The following is a 16,460-nucleotide window of genomic DNA, read 5'->3' on the forward strand; positions in this document are numbered from 1 at the left end:
GGTGCCAAACCGGGCGGCTTTTTTTATGCGCGCCGTTTCCGCGCCGTTGAACAGGGGCGCGCGGCCTTCTTTTCTGGCCGGTCCGGGCCGATGTGCGGGACTGGCCAAGGCGGCCCGGCGTCGCTACCCTTGGCATCGCCCGTTCCCGCCGTGGAACCCGCTTCAACCGGCCGACAAGGAGCCCTCCGCGATGCCCGACGTTTCCCTCGACCTGGTGGATTCCCACTGCCATCTGGACCGGCTCAACCTGGACGCCTACGACGGCGATTTCCAGGCGATGATGGCGGCCACCCGCGCCGACGGTATTTCCCATATGCTGTGCATCGGCGTCGATCTGGAAACCTTTCCACGGGTACGCGACCTGGCCGAAAGCCATCCGGACGTGCACGCCACCGTGGGCGTGCATCCGCTCTACAAGGAATCCCGCGAGCCGGACGCGGACGAACTGGTGCGCCTGGCGGACCACCCCCGGGTGGTGGCCATCGGCGAGACCGGTCTGGATTACTTCTACGCCAAGGAGCAGCGCGAATGGCAGCAACGCCGCTTCGTGGCGCACATCCAGGCCGCCCGCCGCACCGGCCTGCCGCTGGTGATTCATACCCGCGGCGCCAAGGAGGACACCCTGGCGCTGCTGCGCGAGCACGGTGGCGGCGAGGTGCGCGGCGTGCTGCATTGCTTCACCGAGGACACCGACATGGCCGAACAGGCCATGGCGATGGGGTTCTACATTTCCATTTCCGGCATCGTCACCTTCCGCAACGCGGAGGCCCTGCGCGACACCGTGCGCGCGCTGCCCCTGGAGCGCCTGCTGATCGAAACCGACTCGCCCTGGCTGGCGCCGGTGCCGTTCCGGGGCAAACCCAATGAGCCCCGCCATGTGGCGCGGGTGGCGGAATGCGTGGCTGACTTGAAAGCGCTGCCGGTGGCGGAGGTGGCGCGGGTCACCCGCGATAACTTCTATACCCTGTTCAGTAAGGCGGCGGCATGAACGGACTCAGCGACCCGATGCAACTGGCGCTGGCGGTGGCCCTGGCGGTGGTGGTCACCGCCCTGGTGGCCTTGTTGGTGACCCGGGCGCCGCTCAACCGGCTGGCCCGGGAGCGGGACCAGGCGCTGCACGACGGTGAGGCGCGCGGCCGCGAACTGGCCCGCGAGCAGGAGCGGGCCGGCGCCCTGGAGCGGCAGCTGCAGGACATGCAGGGCCAGTACGCCCAGGCCCGCGCCGACAAGGCGCGCCTGGAGGAACGGCTGGCCGGCCAGCAGGACAAGCTGGCGTTTCTGGAGCAAAGCCGCGAGCAGCTTAAACAGGAGTTCGAGAACCTGTCGGCGAGGATTTTCGAGCACCGCAGCAAGCAGTTCGAGGAGAAGAACCGGCAGGGGCTGGACACGCTGCTCAATCCGTTCCGCGAGCAGCTGGCCGAATTCCGCCGCCGGGTGGATCAGATCCACAGCGACGACACCCGCGCCCAGGCGGCCATGACCGAGCAGCTCCAGCATCTGAAAAGCCTGAACCAGCAGATGCATCTGGATGCCCGCAACCTGACCCAGGCGCTCAAGGGCCAGGTGAAAACCCAGGGCAATTGGGGCGAGATGATCCTGGAACGGGTGCTGGAAAGCTCCGGCCTGACCAAGGGCCGCGAGTACGATACCCAGGTGGCCCTGAAAAGCGAGGACGGCGGCCGCCGCCTGCCGGACGCCATCGTCCATCTGCCGGAGGACAAGGACGTGGTGATCGACGCCAAGGTGTCGTTGGTGGCCTACGAGCGCCTGGTCAGCGCCGAGGACGACGACACCCGGCGGGAAAGCCGCGACCAGCACCTGCAATCCCTGCGCGCCCACATCAAGGGCCTCAACATCAAGGATTACGGCAATCTGGAAGGGGTGCGCAGCCTCGACTTCGTGCTGCTGTTCATCCCGGTGGAAGGGGCCTTCATGACCGCCATGGAAGCGGACCCGGGGCTCTACACCGAAGCCTATGAGCGCAATATCGTGCTGGTCAGCCCGACCACTCTGCTGGTCACCCTGCGGACCATCCAGAACATCTGGCGCTACGAGTACCAGAACCGCAACGCCCTGGACATCGCCAACCGGGCCGGCCTGATCTGCGACCAGATCACCCGTCTCAGCGAGTCCCTGGCGGACGTGGGCGACAAGATCGACCGCGCCCACGATTCCTGGGAAACCGCCTACAAACGGCTCACCGAGGGGCGCGGCAACCTGCTCGGCCAGGCCCACAAGCTGCACGAGCTGGGCGCCAAGGCGCGCCGGGCGCTCCCGGCGAGGGTGGATGACGGTGACGACGAGGAAGAAGGCGAGGACCGGGGGCCGGACGCTTGATCCTGAACGGCTGGCACGGTGTGGCCGCCGGGCCTCAGCTCAGTTCGTTCTCCAGGCTTTTTTCGAAGTCGTCGGCCAGATCACGCAGCGCCTGTTCCATCTCCCGGTAACGCTGGCGAATGCGCCGGCCGGCTTCGGTGACCTCGGCGCCGCCGCCGTGCTTGCCGCCGGGGGCGGAATGCACCAGTGGTTCCCGGAAGCAGCGGTTCATGGTGTCCACCAGCAGCCAGGCCCGCCGGTAGCTCATGCCCAGTTCGCGGGCCGCCGCGGAAATCGAGCCGGTGCGTTCAATGGCGTCCAGCAGTTGCGCCTTGCCGGGGCCGAAGGCGATGTCGTCGTCGCGCATCAGACGGGCGCGCAGCTTGATGTAATTGGCCATGGACGTTCGGGTCTGCCTCGTCGCCGTACACAATGAACGCAGAGTGTAGTCCAGCGGCGGGGGCGCTGGCACGAGGGCGTGGTGTTTACTACCCTTTACTTTTGTGGTGCGCCGCGGAGCCGGTTTTGCGTTAGGCTCGGGGAAAACTGTCAATAGAATTGATGGATCTTTCCGAAGGGGAGCGAGGCGTTCATGAGTACAACCGCACCGGCGCGTTTCGGAGCTCTGGTTCTGGTCTGGGTGTGCACCGCCGTGGCGGCGGTGGCGGCGTGGCGCTGGTCGCGATCGCCCTGGGCCTGGGCGGCCCTGGCGGTGTTCGGCGTGCTCGGCCTGCGTGGTCTCTGGGACCTGATCCAGTCCCGCCATACGCTGCTGCGTAACTACCCGCTACTGGCCCATTTCCGCTGGTTCTTCGAATTTCTGCGGCCGTTCCTGCGCCAGTACATCGTGGAGAACGACCGGGAAGGGCGGCCCTACAACCGGGATATGCGGTCGCTGATCTACGAACGGGCCAAGGACCAGGTGGACGTGAAGCCGTTTGGCAGCGACCTGGACGCCTACGACGCCGAGTTCCAGGTGCTGGCCCATTCCATGGCACCGCGGCGGAAACCGGACGCGGATTTCCGCGTGCGGGTCGGCGGCGAGGCCTGCAGCCAGCCCTATGAGGCGGCGTTGCTGAACGTGTCGGCGATGAGCTTCGGTTCACTGAGCGCGCCGGCCATCGAGGCGCTCAATCTGGGCGCGCGGCGGGGCGGCTTCTATCACGACACCGGCGAGGGCGGCATCAGTCCCTACCACCGTCGGCACGGCGGCGACCTGGTGTGGGAGATCGGCAGCGGCTACTTCGGTTGCCGGGACCGGGACGGGCACTTCGACCGGGGGCTGTTCCGCGAGCAGGCCACCCTGGATCAGGTGAAGATGATCGAAATCAAGCTCAGCCAGGGCGCCAAGCCGGGCCACGGTGGCGTGCTGCCGGCGGCCAAGATCACCCGCGAGATCGCCGACACCCGCAAGATTCCCATGAACGAGGATTGCCGCTCGCCGGCCTGGCACAGCGCCTTTTCCACGCCCCGCGAGCTGCTCGAATTCGCCGCCGCCCTGCGCGAGGATTCCGGCGGCAAGCCGGTGGGCGTGAAGCTGTGCGTGGGCCATCCCTGGGAAGTGCTGGCGCTGTGCAAGGCGATGCTCGATTCCGGCATCGAGCTGGACTACATCGTGGTGGACGGCACCGAGGGCGGCACCGGCGCGGCGCCGGAGGAGTTTTCCGACCATCTGGGGCTGCCGCTGCGCGAGGGCCTGCTGATGGTGCGCAACGCCCTGGTCGGCACCGGCCTGCGCTCGCGGGTGCGGCTGGCGGCCAGCGGCAAGGTGTACAGCGCCTATACCCTGGCCGCCAACCTGGCGCTGGGCGCGGACTGGTGCAACGCGGCCCGCGCCTTCATGCTCAGCCTGGGCTGCGTGCAGACCAAGAGCTGTCATAACGACCGCTGTCCCACCGGCGTGGCCACCCAGAACCCCAGCCGCCAGCGCGGTCTGGTGGTGGCCGACAAGGCGCCCCGGGTGGCCAACTTCCAGCGCCACACCCTGGAACATCTGGCCGAGATCATCGCGGCGGCGGGGCTGGAGCATCCCGGCGAACTGTTGCCCCGGCATCTGATGCACCGGCGCGGCACCACCGAGCTGATGACCCTGGACAAGATGTACGACTTTCTGGAACCGAATGTGCTGCTGGACGCGCCGGAAGACACCGTCTACGGCGAGTGGTGGCACGCCGCCGACCCGGACAGCTTCCGCCCGCGCCGGCCGGTGGGGCCCCTTCATCACAAATAGAAGCCCTTACAGCGCAGTCGGAAAGGCCGTTCAGCGGGTCAGAAAGTCGGCGAAGGTGAGCACGAACAGAAACAGAATCCACAGCAGGCTCATCACCGCCACCAGCCGTACCAGCACGGTGCCCTGGCGCAGGCGCATGAAGGTGGTGGCGATCACCGCCACCATGGTGGCCGCCACCGCCAGCCGGGCGGGAATGGCCCAGGGGCCCAGCGGCAGCAGGGTACCCGCCAGGTTGGCCGCCAGCAGCACCAGCAGCACCACGTAGAGGGCCACGAAGCGGCCGGTGGCGGAGGCCGGGGTCCGGTCAGGGCGTGGCGTGTTCATATCAGCGCCCCACCAGATACAGCGAGCAATAGACCAGCACCCAGACAATGTCGACGAAGGCCCAGTAAAGCCCGGCGATGCGAACCTGCCGGGCGACCCGGGCGCCGTCCCGCCAGCGCCAGGTCAGTACCGCCATCACCATCAACACCGCCAGTCCGATGATCATGTGGGCCGCGTGCAGGCCGGTGAGCACGAAATAGAAATTGTAGAACAGCGCGGCGTTGTGCGGGTTGGGGCCGTCGTAGGCGAACGGCTGCTGCAGAAACGGCATCAGCCCGGCCTGGTATTCGCTGTGGTACTCGTAGCCCTTGATGGCGAGAAACACCAGCCCCAGCGCGATGGTGGCCAGCAGGCCGAGCAGCGCCGCCCGGCGCCGGCCCTGATCGGCGGCCTGTTCGGCCAGGGCCACCGCCAGACCGCTGGTCAGCAGAATCACGGAATTGGCCCCCGCCAGCAGCCAGTGCAGCTCGCGGGCGGCGGCGGAAAAGGTGTCGTAGTACTGGTGGTAATAGACCGCCAGCGCCAGGAAGGCGCCGGAAAACAGCAGTGCCTCGGTGACCAGGAACAGCCACATGCCCAGCAGGTCCGCATCGAACTGCTGCTCCAGATTCTCGAACTGGTGCGCGACGATCACGGTGTGTTCAGGCGTCCGTGTCATAGGCGTAGGCCTCGTGCTCGACCCGTGGCGGGCGCTCGAAATTCTCCTCCGGTGGCGGTGACGGTACCGTCCATTCCAGGCCCCGCGCGTTCCAGGGATTGGCGCTGGCGTGGGCGCCATAGCGCAATGACCACAGCAGGTAAATCAACGGCAACAGGTACCCCACCGCCAGCATGCTCGCTCCGGCGGAAGAAAACACGTTAAGAAGTTGAAAATCTTCCACGTAGGCGTGGTAGCGGCGGGGCATGCCGGCCCAGCCCAGGATGTACTGCGGGAAAAAGGTCAGATTGAAGCCGGCGAAGACGGTGATCGCCGATACCCGGGCCCACATTTCCGGGTACAGCCGGCCGGTGATCTTGGGCCACCAGAAATGCAGCGCGGCCATGTAGGCGGACACCGCGCCGCCCACCATGATGTAGTGGAAATGCGCCACCACGAAGTAGGTGTCGTGCATCTGCACGTCCAGGGCCAGGGTGGCCACGAATACGCCGGTGAGGCCGCCGATCAGAAACAGGCCGAGAAAACTCATGGCGAACAGCATCGGCGCGTCGAACCGTACCCGGCCTTTGTACAGCGTGGCCAGCCAGTTGAAGATCTTGATCGCCGAGGGCACCGAGACCAGAAAGCTGAGCAGCGAGAACGCCACCCCGGCATAGATCGACTGGCCGGACACGAACATGTGATGGCCCCACACCAGAAAGCCGAACAGGGCGATGGCGAGGATCGAAAAGGCCATCACCCGATAGCCGAAAATGCGCTTGTGGGCGAAGCAGGAAACCACCTCACTGACCACCCCCATGGCCGGCAGGATCATGATGTACACCGCCGGGTGCGAGTAGAACCAGAACAGATGCTCGAACAGCACCGGGTCGCCGCCCAGGGACGGATCGAAGATGCCCACCCCGAACACCCGTTCCACCGCCAGCAGCACCAGGGTCACCGACAACACCGGCGTGGCCAGCACCATCACCAGGCTGGTGGCGTACTGCGCCCATACGAACAGCGGCAGGCGAAACCAGGTGAGCCCGGGCGCGCGCATGGTGTGCACGGTGACGATGAAATTGATGCCGGTGAGGATCGAGGAGAAGCCGACGATGAACACGCCGGTGGCGGCGGCCAGCACCGCGCCGTTGGCGAACAGGGTGCTGTAGGGCGTGTAGAAGGTCCAGCCGGTGTCGATGCCGCCGGCCACCGCCGCGATCAGGGTGAACAGGCCGCCGATGATATACACGTACCAGCTGAGCAGATTCAGGCGCGGAAAGGCCAGGTCGCGGGCCCCCACCATCAACGGCAGCAGGAAGTTGCCGAAGGTGGTGGGGATCGACGGAATCAGGAAAAACCACACCATCACGATGCCGTGCAGGGAGAACAGCCGGTTGTAGGCATCGCTGCTGAGCAGGTCGCCGTTGGGCGTGATCAGTTCCAGCCGGATCAGGGTGGCGGCCAGCCCGCCGAGAAAGAAAAAGCCGGTGATGCTGACGAAATACAGCCAGGCGATACGCTTGTGGTCCTTGGTCAGGAACCAGCTGGCCAGGCCGTGGCCCGCGTTCAGGTAATGGTGGCGTGGCGCGGGGCCGGTGCGGGCGTCGCGGATCATGGCGCGTCGGTCTCCTGTTGGCGGGGCGCGTCGGCCCGGGACGATTCATCCAGGGACTGCAGATAGGCAAGCAGTTTGAGCAGGTCTTCCTCGCTGATCTGGTCCTTGAAGGAGGGCATGATGTCCGGGTAGCCGGCGGCCACCTGGCGGCTGGGGAACATCACCGAGTCCCTCAGATACTGGGCATCGGCGGTGACGGTTTCGCCGCTTTCCAGGGGCACCGGCTTGCCGTACAGACCGGCCAGATCCGGCGCATCGACCCGGGAGGCGGCGCCGTGGCAGCCGCTGCACCCGTACTGCCGGAACAGCCGTTCGCCTTCGCGGGCCGGGCTTTCGCCCCGGTCGCGGCGCTCCAGCCAGGCCTGGAACCGCTCCGGCGCCATCACCACCACCTTGCCGACCATGCCGGAATGGGACAGGCCGCAATACTCCGCGCAGAACAGATCGAAGCGGCCGGTCTTCACCGGCGTGAAGCGCAGCCGCGTGTAGCGCTGGGGCAGCACGTCCTGTTTGATACGGAAGGCCGGCACGAAGAAGCTGTGAATCACATCCTGGGAAGTGAGCCGCAGCTCCACGGTCTGGCCCACCGGCAGATGCAGGTCGTTGATCTCACGGATGCCCTCCGGGTGCTGGAATTTCCACATCCACTGCTTGCCGATCACGTTGACCTGGCGCACGTCCTCGCCGGCGCGCGCCGGCGGATCGAAAATGTCCACGTACAGCGCCGCCCCCCAACCGAAAAACACCAGGAAGCCGGCCAGCACCGGCAGCGTCCAGCCGATCTCCAGCCAGCGGTTGTTGAACAGCTTCGGCGACGGGGTGCGGTCCACCCGGGCGCCGGCCCGGTAGCGCACCGAAAACACCAGCAGCAGGGTGAACACCAGCACCACGATCAGGCCGCACACCACCACCATGGTCCAGAACAGGGTGTCCACGGAGCCGGCCACGCTGGAGGCGGCATCCGGAAACAGCAGCAATTGCCAGCGATCTTGATCGGCGGCCATGGTTCAGGAGCCCTCCTGGTCGTCGCGGCCCGGTCCGTGCCGGCGCCGGCGCCACATCAGCGTGCCCACCCCCAGCGCCAGCGCCAGCGCGGTGACCAGGCAGGCCAGGTTCAGCACGCGCAGCACGTCCAGGGTGTAGGCGCCTTTTTGCGGATCGAAATGGAAGCAACGCAGCGCGATCTGATCGACGAACGAGCCCAGTTCGCCGTCCCCGGCGCGGGTCAGGGCCAACTGCAGATCGTGGCCGGAGAAGGTCAGGCCCAGCAGATAGGAGGCGATGCGGCCGCCGCCGTCCAACACCGCCAGGCCGGCCGGATGGGCGTACTGGTCGGTGTCGGCGTCGTACTGGTAGCGAAAGCCGATGGCTGCGGCCAGTCGCCGGATCCCGTCCCGGTCGCCGGTGAGCACGTGCCAGGGCGAGCCGGTGGCCGGTCCCTGGTAGCTCTCATCCAGCATGGCGGCGGCATGGGCGGCGTCGGCGGGCCCCTCATCCGGGTCCAGGCTCACGGTGATCACCCGGTAGTCCCGGTCCGGCCGGTATTTCACGTCGGAGAGCTGGCTGCCCAGCCGGCGCAGGGACAGATCGCACAGGTTCGGGCAGTCGTACCAGGCCAGCTCCAGCAGGGTGGGGCGCCCGTCCAGCAGTTGGCCCAGGGTCACCGTGCGGCCCTGCCGGTCGCGCAGCCGCAGGTCCAGGGGCACGCGCTCGCCCACCCGCTGGTCCACGCCCACGCTGTTCAGGGTGCGGGCCTCGCGGGTCTCCGCCCGGGCGCCCGCCGCCGGCAGGCAGAGCGGCAACAGCGCCGCCAGCAGCAACGGCAACAACCGGTTACTCATGGTCCGCCTCCCGGTCGCCGTGACGGCGCGCGTACAGGTCCATGGCCCGTTCGATGGGCAGATGCACGATGCCGGCGTCCCGGTCCACCCAGCCGTAGTCGTGCAGCCCCGCTTCGCTGATCGCGCGCAGGCGCGCCAGGTCCCGGCCCGGCGCGCCCTGCAGATAGGGCGTGCGATCATCGGTCAGCGGCAGCTCGGCGAAGCCGCCCACGCTGGGCGCGCCGCCGCCCCCGCCGCGCAGGGCGAAGCCGGCGGCGATCAGCGCCAGCACCAGCAGCAGAAAAACGGCCACCGCCAGGCCGGCGATCAGCGGCACCCGGGGTGCCACGTCGCGGGTTTCGTAGCCGGGGTCACGGATCATCGTCTTGCCTCCCGCGGGTCCGCCGGCAGCCGCGCGCCGATGCGCCAGACCAGCAATGCGGCCACCGTGGCCAGGGCCAGCGGCGTGCGCCAGCCCGGCGTCCATTGCTCCGGGTAGTAGGCGGGCAGCACCAGCCACACCAGCTCCAGCACATGGCCCAGCAGCACCAGGGCGGCCAGTATCGCCAGGGGGCGCCCGCGCCGCTTCCAGTGCGGTGGCAGCAGCGCCACGAACGGCAGCGCGCCGCAAAGCACCATCATCGCCGCCGCCAGCCACTGCCAGCCGCCGTGGCCGCGGTGCAGATACCAGCGGATCTCGTGGGGCAGGTCGCCGCTCCAGATGATCAGATACTGACTGAACGCCACGAACACCCAGAACAGAATGGCGGTCAGCCACAGATGCACCAGATCCCGGCGGGCGCTTTCCAGAGCCGGGTCCCGGTCCGAGTACAGGCCGGGTGTCAGCAGCGGCACCGTCAGCGCCATGGACAGCAGAGTACCGATCACGATCAGTCCGAGAATGTCGGAGTACCAGGCCGGCTCCAGGCTCATGATCCAGTCCACCGCGAAGAAGGTGACGGTCAGTGCCCACAGCACCAGACCGCCGGCACTGGCACCGGTGGGGCGACGCTCGCCGCGCCACACGCCCAGACGCACCGCCAGCAACAGCCACGCCAACGCGTACAGCGCGAACCGGCCGTAAAAAAACGGCAGATTCAGATAGAAGCGCTTGTGCGCCACCGTTTCCGGCAGTCCGCTCAGGTCGCCGCTCCAGACCAGCAGCCGGGGGGCGAGCAGCAGCAGCGGCACGAACAGCAGCAACGTCCAGGGCAGGGTGGCGGCGGTGGCCTTGAGCACCGGCCGCGCCGGCTCGCCCCAGCGGCCGCCGGTCAGGTTGTGGGTCATCAGCACCGGCAGCGCGCCCAGCGGCAGCGCCAGGCCGGCCAGCGCCGCCACCAGCCAGGCGCGCAGAAAGGCGTCCACTCCGAACAGCGGCGCCAGCGCGCACAGACCCAGGCCGGCCACCGCCAGCGTCGGCCACCGTCCGGGCGTGCTCATGGCGTCACCTTGCGGGGCGCGGGCAGCGGCCAGCGGTCGGCGGGCACGTCCTCCGGACGCGCGTGCTGGCTGAACTGCAGGCTGCGGATGTAGGCGATGATGGCCCAGCGGTCGCGCGGCGCCACCCGGCTGGCATAGGGGTACATGGCCCCGTAGCCGTCGCGGATCACCCGGTAGAAATGGGCATCGTCGGCGTCGCGCAGGCGCGCGCTGTGGTAGCTGGGCGGCGCCGGAAAGCCGCGCTGCACGATCACGCCACGGCCCTTGCCGTTGCGGCCATGGCAGGGCGCGCAGAACACCTCGAACTGATGGCGGCCGTGGTCCAGGGTGGCCCGGTTGATCGGCAGCGGGTTGTGCGCCGGTATCGTCGCCGGCTCGCCGCCGTCCCGGGCCACGGTGCCGTCCGGAATCGGGCGGGCGGCGCGGCCGTCGCTGAACGCGGGGGTCGGTTCATAGGTATCCACCCGTGGCTGGTTGGCCATGTCCGGCTGCTCGCAGGCGACCAGGATCAGGGCCAGCAGCGGGGCCATCAGTGCGTGTCGTCCCAGGCCGGCGCGCCTCATGCCGGTACCTCCCAGACGCGTTCGGCGCCGTGCTGCTTCAACCGCTGGTTGAGTCGTTCCGCGTCGAAGCGCGGGTCCGCCGCTTCCACGCAGAGGAAAAAGCCGTCCCGGGACGCGGCGTCAAACTCCGCCACGTTGAACAGCGGGTGGTAGGGCCGGGGAAAGCCGTTCAGCAACAGCATGGAAAACAGCGCCCCCAGGGTGGCGCCCACCATGCTCATGGCGAAGGTGACGATCATGTAGGCCGGCCAGCTGACCACCGGTTTGCCGCCCACATTGAAGGGATAGTCGAGGGACGCGTAAATCTGTAGCGCCAGGGTGCCGGCGCCGGCCAGCACGGCGCAGATCAACGCCGTCAGCGGCACCCGCCGGTCGCGCACGCCCAATGCCTCCGGCAGCCCGGCCACCGGGTGAGGCGTATAGGCATCCAGCCGGCTCAGGCCGCACTCGCGCAGGTCGCGGCTGGCGGCGATCAGCCGGTCGGCGTCGGGAAAGCGGGCCAGCAAACCGTGCAGACGTTCAGCCATGGCCGCCCTCCCGGCGCCGGTGCAGCAGGGCGCGCATATCGTGCATGGACACCGAGGGCATCAGGCGGATGAACAGCAACAGCAGCACGAAGAACACGCCGATGGAGCCGGCGTAGGTGAGCCAGTCCCAGGCGGTGGGCCGCACCGTGTCCCAGGCGCTGGGCATGTAGTCCTTGTGGGTGCTGGTGATGACGATCTGAAAGCGCTCCAGCCACATGCCGATATCGGCGATCACCGCCAGACACAGCAGCCCGGGCACGCTTTCGCGCAGACGGCGGAACCACAGCCCCTGGGCCAGCACCACGTTGCACAGAATCATGCCCCAGTAGTAGGGCGCGTAGGGGCCGGTCCAGCGGTCGAAATAGACGCCGCGATAAAAGGCCTCGCCGGTGTAGAAGGCGGTGAAGATTTCCTGCAGGTAGGCGTAGTCCACCACCAGCACGAAGCACAGCATCATGATGCCCAGCCGGTTGAGATGGGCGCGGGTAATCAGATCCCGGAACCCGAACAGGCCGCGCAGAATAATGGCGATGATGGCCACGGTGGCGAAGCCGGAATAGAGCGCGCCGGCCACGAAGTAGGGCGGAAAAATGGTGAAGTGGAAGCCGGGGACGATGCTCACCGCCAGGTCCAGGGAGATGGTGCCGGTCACCGATACCACGATGGGCGCGGCGATCACCGCCAGCACCCGGTGGGCCTGTTCGTAGCGGGCCCAGTGCCGGGCCGAGTTGCGCCAGCCCAGGGCCAGCACGCCGTAGAACAGCTGCTGGAAGCGCCGCCGCGCGCCGTCACGCAGGCTGGCCAGGTCCGGCAGCAGGCTCAGATACAGAAAACTGGCGGTGAACAGCAGGTAGCTGGCGATGGCGAAGAAATCCCACACCAGCGGGCTGCGCCACTGGGGCCACAGGTCCATCAGGTTGGGGTAGGGCAGCAGATAGTAGGCCAGCCAGGGACGCCCCAGATGCAGCAGCGGATAGCTGCCGGCCAGCACGATGGCGAACATGGCCATGGCCTCCGCCGAGCGGCTGATGGAGGCGCGCCAGTCCTGGCGGGTCAGCCACAGCACCGCCGAGATCAGGGTGCCGGCGTGGGCGATGCCGATCCACCAGATGGTATTGATGATCGGGAAGCCCCAGGCCACCGGAATGTTCAGGCCGAAGGCGCCCACGCCGACGCTGAGCACGTACACCACGCCGAGCAGAAACAGCAGCGACACCAGCGTCGCCAGCCCCAGGGCCAGAAACCAGGACCGGGGCGTGCGCCGGCCCAGCACCGTGGCGCGCACCCGGTCGGTGAGGGCGCCCCGGCCCAGGTCCGGCACCAGCCCGTCGTCGCGGGCGCTCATGCCGGGGCCTCCGGGTCGTCCGATGCGGGGTCGCGGTGTTCGCGGATCGCCGGGTTGGGATTGCGCACTTCCGCCTGGTAGGTGGTGCGCGGCCGGGTGTTGAGTTCGCCGAGCATGGCGTAATCGAGCACGCTGGCCTTGGCCCGGGATACGGCGCTGCGCGGATCGTTGAGGTCGCCGAATTCGATGGCGCCGGTGGGGCAGACCTGCTGGCAGGCGGTTTTCAGTTCGCCGTCGCGCAGCGGCCGGCCCGCGTTGCGGGCGTCCGCTTCCGCCTGATTGATGCGCTGCACGCAGTAGGTGCATTTTTCCATCACGCCCCGGCTGCGCACCGTCACGTCCGGGTTGTGGGCCGCCGCCGGGGTGGCCAGTTTGGCGGCGGTGTCGGTGTAGTGGTACCAGTTGAAGCGCCGTACCTTGTAGGGGCAGTTCTGTGAACAGTAGCGGGTGCCCACGCAGCGGTTGTAGACCATGTCGTTGAGGCCCTCGCTGTTGTGCTGGGTGGCTTCCACCGGGCACACGTATTCGCAGGGCGCTTTTTCACAGTGCATGCAGGGCACCGGCTGGAAGCGCGTTTCCGGCGCCTCGGCGGGGCCCTGAAAATAGCGGTCCACGCGAATCCAGTGCATCTCGTGACCGCGCCGCACCTCCTCGGCGCCGACGATGGGAATGTTGTTCTCCGCCTGGCAGGCGGTGACGCAGGCGTTGCAACCGGTGCAGCTGTTCAGATTGATGCTCATGCCCCAGGCGTGGCCCGGATAGTCCCACTCCGGGTACAGGGACGGGGGCGGCTCCGGGTGCGCCGGCCGGGCGAACGCCGGGTCCTCCAGGAACCCGTCCAGGTCGGTTTCCTTGAGCACGTCGCGGCCTTCCACCCGGTGATGCTGCTGGGTATCGGCCAGCTCGCTGAACCGGTCGGTGCGCAGCAGGGTCAGGCCACCGGCCTGCAGGGCGCCGGAGGCCGGCATCAGGCGATAGGCGTTGACGCCGACGCCGTCGCCCACCCGGCCCACCGCCGTGCGCCCCTGGCCCAGATACAGGGTCACCGCCCGGGGCGGCTGGCCGGGCTGGATCCACACCGGCACTTCCAGACGCCGGCCGTTGCGCTCCAGGATCACGTGCTGGCCCCGCCGCAGGCCCTTCTCCGCGGCCAGCGCCGGGGCGATCAGCGCGGCGCCGTCCCAGGTCAGTTTGGTGAGCGGACGCGGCAGCTCCTGCAGCCAGCCGTTGTTGGCGTAGTGGCCGTCGTGCAGCGCCGGGTCCGCCCGCCACTGCAGCACCAGGCCGTCATCGGCGGCCACCGGCACGGTGAGGTCCGTCGGCATCGGCAGGGCCGCCGGCGCGGCGGGCGCTTCCTCGATCCAGCCACGCTGCAGGGCCGCCCGCCAGCGGCCTTCGAAGTCGTCGTCCGGCCACTGGCGGCGCCAGTGGGCGCGCACCAGCTCGCGGGCGTCGGCGCGGTAGTCGCCGTCGAAGGCGGCCAGCACCTGCTGGGCGCTGAAGCCGCCGAACAGCGGCACGATGGTGGGCTGCAGCACGCTGGCGGTGCCGTCGAAGGCGCGGGCGTCGTCCCAGCGTTCCAGGGGGTGGGCGGCGGGCAGGTGCCAGAGAGCGGCGCGCCCGGTTTCGTCGTGGTACTGCCCCAGGTGCACGCTGAACGGCACCCGCGCCAGCCGGTCGGCGAACTCCAGCGCCCCCGGGGCGCTGTACACCGGGTTGGTGTCGAGCATCAGCAGACCGTCCACCCGGCCCTGGTCGATGGCTTGCGCCAACGCCGGCAGATCGCCGTCCGCCGGCGTCAGTGGCGGCGCCGGCAGCACGGTGTGGCCCACCGCGCCCAGTTGCTGGTTGAGGGCCAGGGCCAGGCGGTGCAGGTCGGCGGACTGGGCACGGCCGGGAATCACCGCGGCGCCGTCGCCGGCCTGGCGCAGGTCGTCGGCCAGTGCGTCCAGCCAGGCCGGGTCCACCCCGGCGGGGTCATCGGCGGCGGCCAGCCCCGGCACGCCCAGGCGCCGGCCCAGGGCGGCGGCGAATAGCGGCACGTCCGGCGCCGCCAGCGGCAGCCGATGGTCACTGCTGGCGCCGGTGACCGAGGGGGTACTTTCCACGCAGTAAAGGCGGTTGGGCAGGCCGTGGTCCTGGCGTTGCGGGTCCGGGTGGCGCCGGCCCATGACATGGCGGGCGTGCACCAGCTTGGCCGGGCCCTGGTCCAGACAGTCCGCGTCCAGGTCGAGAATCACCCGGGCCCGGTCCAGCCGGTAGCGCACCGCCGGCCGCGGATCCGGGTCGCCGGCGCCGTCCAGCGGCGCGTGGCGGTACCAGCGCAGCCCCGGGTAGCGGCGGCGCAGCCGCTCGATCAGCGCCCGCTGGCTGGGCGAGGTGAGCGGGCCGGTGAGCAGGCACAGGCCGCCCTCCCGCGCCCAGCGCGAGCGCCGGCGGTCCAGCTGTTCGAGAAAGGCGCCCTGGCTGCTGGCGCTGCCCCGGTAGCGGATCGTGCGGGAGCGGTCCGGGTCATAGAGGCCGAGCAGCTCCGCCTGGGCGATGCTGTCGGTGGCGCCCAGGCTGGCCGGGTGTTCCGGATTGCCCTCGATCTTCACCGGCCGGCCCTCGAAGGTTTTCACCAGCACCCCGCGGGCGTAGCCGTCCAGGGGCAGGGTGGAGGCGTACCAGCGTGGCCGGCCGGGCAGCAGGTCCTCCGGGCGCCGGGTGTAGGGCGCGATCTGTTCCGGAGGCTGCGGGCCGCAGGCGGTGAGGCCGCCCAGGGCCAGGGAGGCGGCCATCAGCCCGAGCAGGCCGCGCCGGGTGACGCGGCCCTCCCAGAGCGGCGCCAGACGCGGGAAGTCTTCCTCGATCAGGCGCTGAAACGCCGGGGTGTCGGCGAACTCCTCCAGGCTGCGCCAGTAATCGCGACCGCGCCGTTGCCCCAGGGCCCGGCGCAGGGCGGCGACTTCCGCGTCGTTCTCCCGGGCGATCATTGATGACATAGGCTGCAGTCCGTGAGCCGGTCCGTGGAAGGCGTGTGGTAGCGGGCCATCAGGCGATCGCCCAGGGCGTCCCGGTCGGTGCCGGCCTCCGGCGCCCAGCCCATTTCGAACACCGCCCGGGGCGGCCGCAGTCGCGGCCCCGGGTTGCGGTGGCAGTCCAGGCAGAATTGCATGAACAGGGTTTCCCGCTTGGTGGTCAGCGGCTCCCGGTCCACACGACCGTGGCAGGCCTCGCAGGGCACCCCGTGGTTGACGTGGCCACTGTGGCTGAAGCGCACGTAGTCGGGCAGGTCGTGAACCCGCTGCCAGTGCAGGGGCTCGCCGTCGCGCAGGCTGTCGCGCACCGGCGCCAGCATCTCCGCATCGGTCCACAGCTGGGAGTGGCAGGTCATGCAGATCTCGCTTTCCGGCACGCCGGCGAAATCGCTTTGCGTCACGCCGGTGTGGCAATAACGACAATCCAGGCCCAGCTCACCCACATGGTGCTTATGGCTGAACGGCACCGGCTGCGCCGGCCGGTCGCCGATCTGGCTGTAGTAGGGCGAGCGGTAATAGCCCGCCGCCACCACCACCAGGGCCACCAGCAGCAGCGCCGCCAGCGCCAGCACCATCCAGGTCAGGGCATTGGCCCCGGGCCTGAATATCTGCGGCATCGG

The 16,460-nt window shown here is 68.8% G+C and carries 16 protein-coding genes; 3 read left to right on the forward strand and 13 right to left on the reverse strand.

The genetic code is table 11. The features are described 5' to 3' along the window. The first annotated feature begins 190 nt into the window (after positions 1–190). Positions 191–988 (forward strand): TatD family hydrolase, encoded by a 798-nt coding sequence (locus IM760_RS09450; RefSeq protein WP_204428627.1) that lies wholly within the window; start codon positions 191–193, stop codon positions 986–988. After that, a complete protein-coding gene (locus IM760_RS09455) occupies positions 985–2,337 on the forward strand; it encodes a DNA recombination protein RmuC (RefSeq protein ID WP_239549728.1) in 1,353 nt (450 codons plus the stop codon). The genes IM760_RS09450 and IM760_RS09455 overlap by 4 nt, the downstream gene beginning before the upstream one ends. Positions 2,338–2,371: 34 nt before the next feature. Here IM760_RS09455 and IM760_RS09460 read toward each other — a convergent pair whose 3' ends face one another. After that, positions 2,372–2,716, reverse strand: a complete 345-nt coding sequence (locus tag IM760_RS09460) for a winged helix-turn-helix domain-containing protein (protein WP_204428628.1) — start codon at positions 2,714–2,716, stop codon at positions 2,372–2,374. A 192-nt stretch (positions 2,717–2,908) separates the two neighbouring features. On the opposite strand from IM760_RS09460, the gene IM760_RS09465 reads away from it, so the two are divergent. Beyond that, positions 2,909–4,546, forward strand: coding sequence for an FMN-binding glutamate synthase family protein (locus tag IM760_RS09465; protein WP_204428629.1), 1,638 nt, complete (start codon positions 2,909–2,911; stop codon positions 4,544–4,546). A gap of 30 nt (positions 4,547–4,576) precedes the next feature. Here the strand turns inward: IM760_RS09465 and IM760_RS09470 are convergent, their stop codons facing one another. The 12 genes from IM760_RS09470 to IM760_RS09525 are packed head-to-tail and all read right to left on the reverse strand — an operon-like array spanning position 4,577 to position 16,457. After that, positions 4,577–4,870: a cytochrome C oxidase subunit IV family protein gene (locus IM760_RS09470; protein WP_204428631.1), complete on the reverse strand. Its 294-nt coding sequence runs from the start codon at positions 4,868–4,870 to the stop codon at positions 4,577–4,579. Between the two features lies 1 nt (position 4,871). Then, complete coding sequence (locus tag IM760_RS09475) at positions 4,872–5,528, reverse strand: cytochrome c oxidase subunit 3 (protein WP_204428633.1); 657 nt, start codon at positions 5,526–5,528, stop codon at positions 4,872–4,874. Continuing rightward, the gene (ctaD, locus tag IM760_RS09480; protein WP_204428634.1) at positions 5,512–7,125 is read right to left on the reverse strand and encodes a cytochrome c oxidase subunit I; all 1,614 of its coding nucleotides are present in this window, start codon (positions 7,123–7,125) and stop codon (positions 5,512–5,514) included. Before ctaD ends, IM760_RS09475 begins: the two co-directional genes overlap by 17 nt. Next, entirely contained in the window at positions 7,122–8,129 is a 1,008-nt protein-coding gene (gene coxB, locus IM760_RS09485) for a cytochrome c oxidase subunit II (RefSeq protein WP_204428636.1), read from the reverse strand. The genes ctaD and coxB overlap by 4 nt, the downstream gene beginning before the upstream one ends. A 3-nt stretch (positions 8,130–8,132) precedes the next feature. Next, entirely contained in the window at positions 8,133–8,966 is an 834-nt protein-coding gene (locus IM760_RS09490; RefSeq protein WP_204428638.1) for an SCO family protein, read from the reverse strand. Continuing rightward, positions 8,959–9,327 (reverse strand): hypothetical protein, encoded by a 369-nt coding sequence (locus IM760_RS09495; protein ID WP_204428640.1) that lies wholly within the window; start codon positions 9,325–9,327, stop codon positions 8,959–8,961. Before IM760_RS09495 ends, IM760_RS09490 begins: the two co-directional genes overlap by 8 nt. Then, positions 9,324–10,385 carry a hypothetical protein gene (locus tag IM760_RS09500; protein ID WP_204428642.1) on the reverse strand — a complete coding sequence of 354 codons (1,062 nt, stop codon included), beginning with the start codon at positions 10,383–10,385 and terminating at the stop codon, positions 9,324–9,326. The genes IM760_RS09495 and IM760_RS09500 overlap by 4 nt, the downstream gene beginning before the upstream one ends. After that, positions 10,382–10,948 (reverse strand): c-type cytochrome, encoded by a 567-nt coding sequence (locus tag IM760_RS09505; RefSeq protein ID WP_204428644.1) that lies wholly within the window; start codon positions 10,946–10,948, stop codon positions 10,382–10,384. Before IM760_RS09505 ends, IM760_RS09500 begins: the two co-directional genes overlap by 4 nt. After that, positions 10,945–11,475 (reverse strand): DUF3341 domain-containing protein, encoded by a 531-nt coding sequence (locus IM760_RS09510; protein ID WP_204428646.1) that lies wholly within the window; start codon positions 11,473–11,475, stop codon positions 10,945–10,947. The genes IM760_RS09505 and IM760_RS09510 overlap by 4 nt, the downstream gene beginning before the upstream one ends. Continuing rightward, entirely contained in the window at positions 11,468–12,820 is a 1,353-nt protein-coding gene (gene nrfD, locus IM760_RS09515) for an NrfD/PsrC family molybdoenzyme membrane anchor subunit (protein ID WP_204428650.1), read from the reverse strand. The genes IM760_RS09510 and nrfD overlap by 8 nt, the downstream gene beginning before the upstream one ends. Beyond that, positions 12,817–15,804, reverse strand: a complete 2,988-nt coding sequence (locus IM760_RS09520) for a TAT-variant-translocated molybdopterin oxidoreductase (protein ID WP_204428656.1) — start codon at positions 15,802–15,804, stop codon at positions 12,817–12,819. Before IM760_RS09520 ends, nrfD begins: the two co-directional genes overlap by 4 nt. Continuing rightward, entirely contained in the window at positions 15,792–16,457 is a 666-nt protein-coding gene (locus IM760_RS09525) for a cytochrome c3 family protein (protein ID WP_204428657.1), read from the reverse strand. Before IM760_RS09525 ends, IM760_RS09520 begins: the two co-directional genes overlap by 13 nt. Between the last annotated feature and the right edge of the window lie 3 nt (positions 16,458–16,460).

Origin of the sequence: Alloalcanivorax marinus (assembly GCF_016906305.1) — a bacterium.
Lineage (GTDB): Bacteria > Pseudomonadota > Gammaproteobacteria > Pseudomonadales > Alcanivoracaceae > Alloalcanivorax > Alloalcanivorax marinus.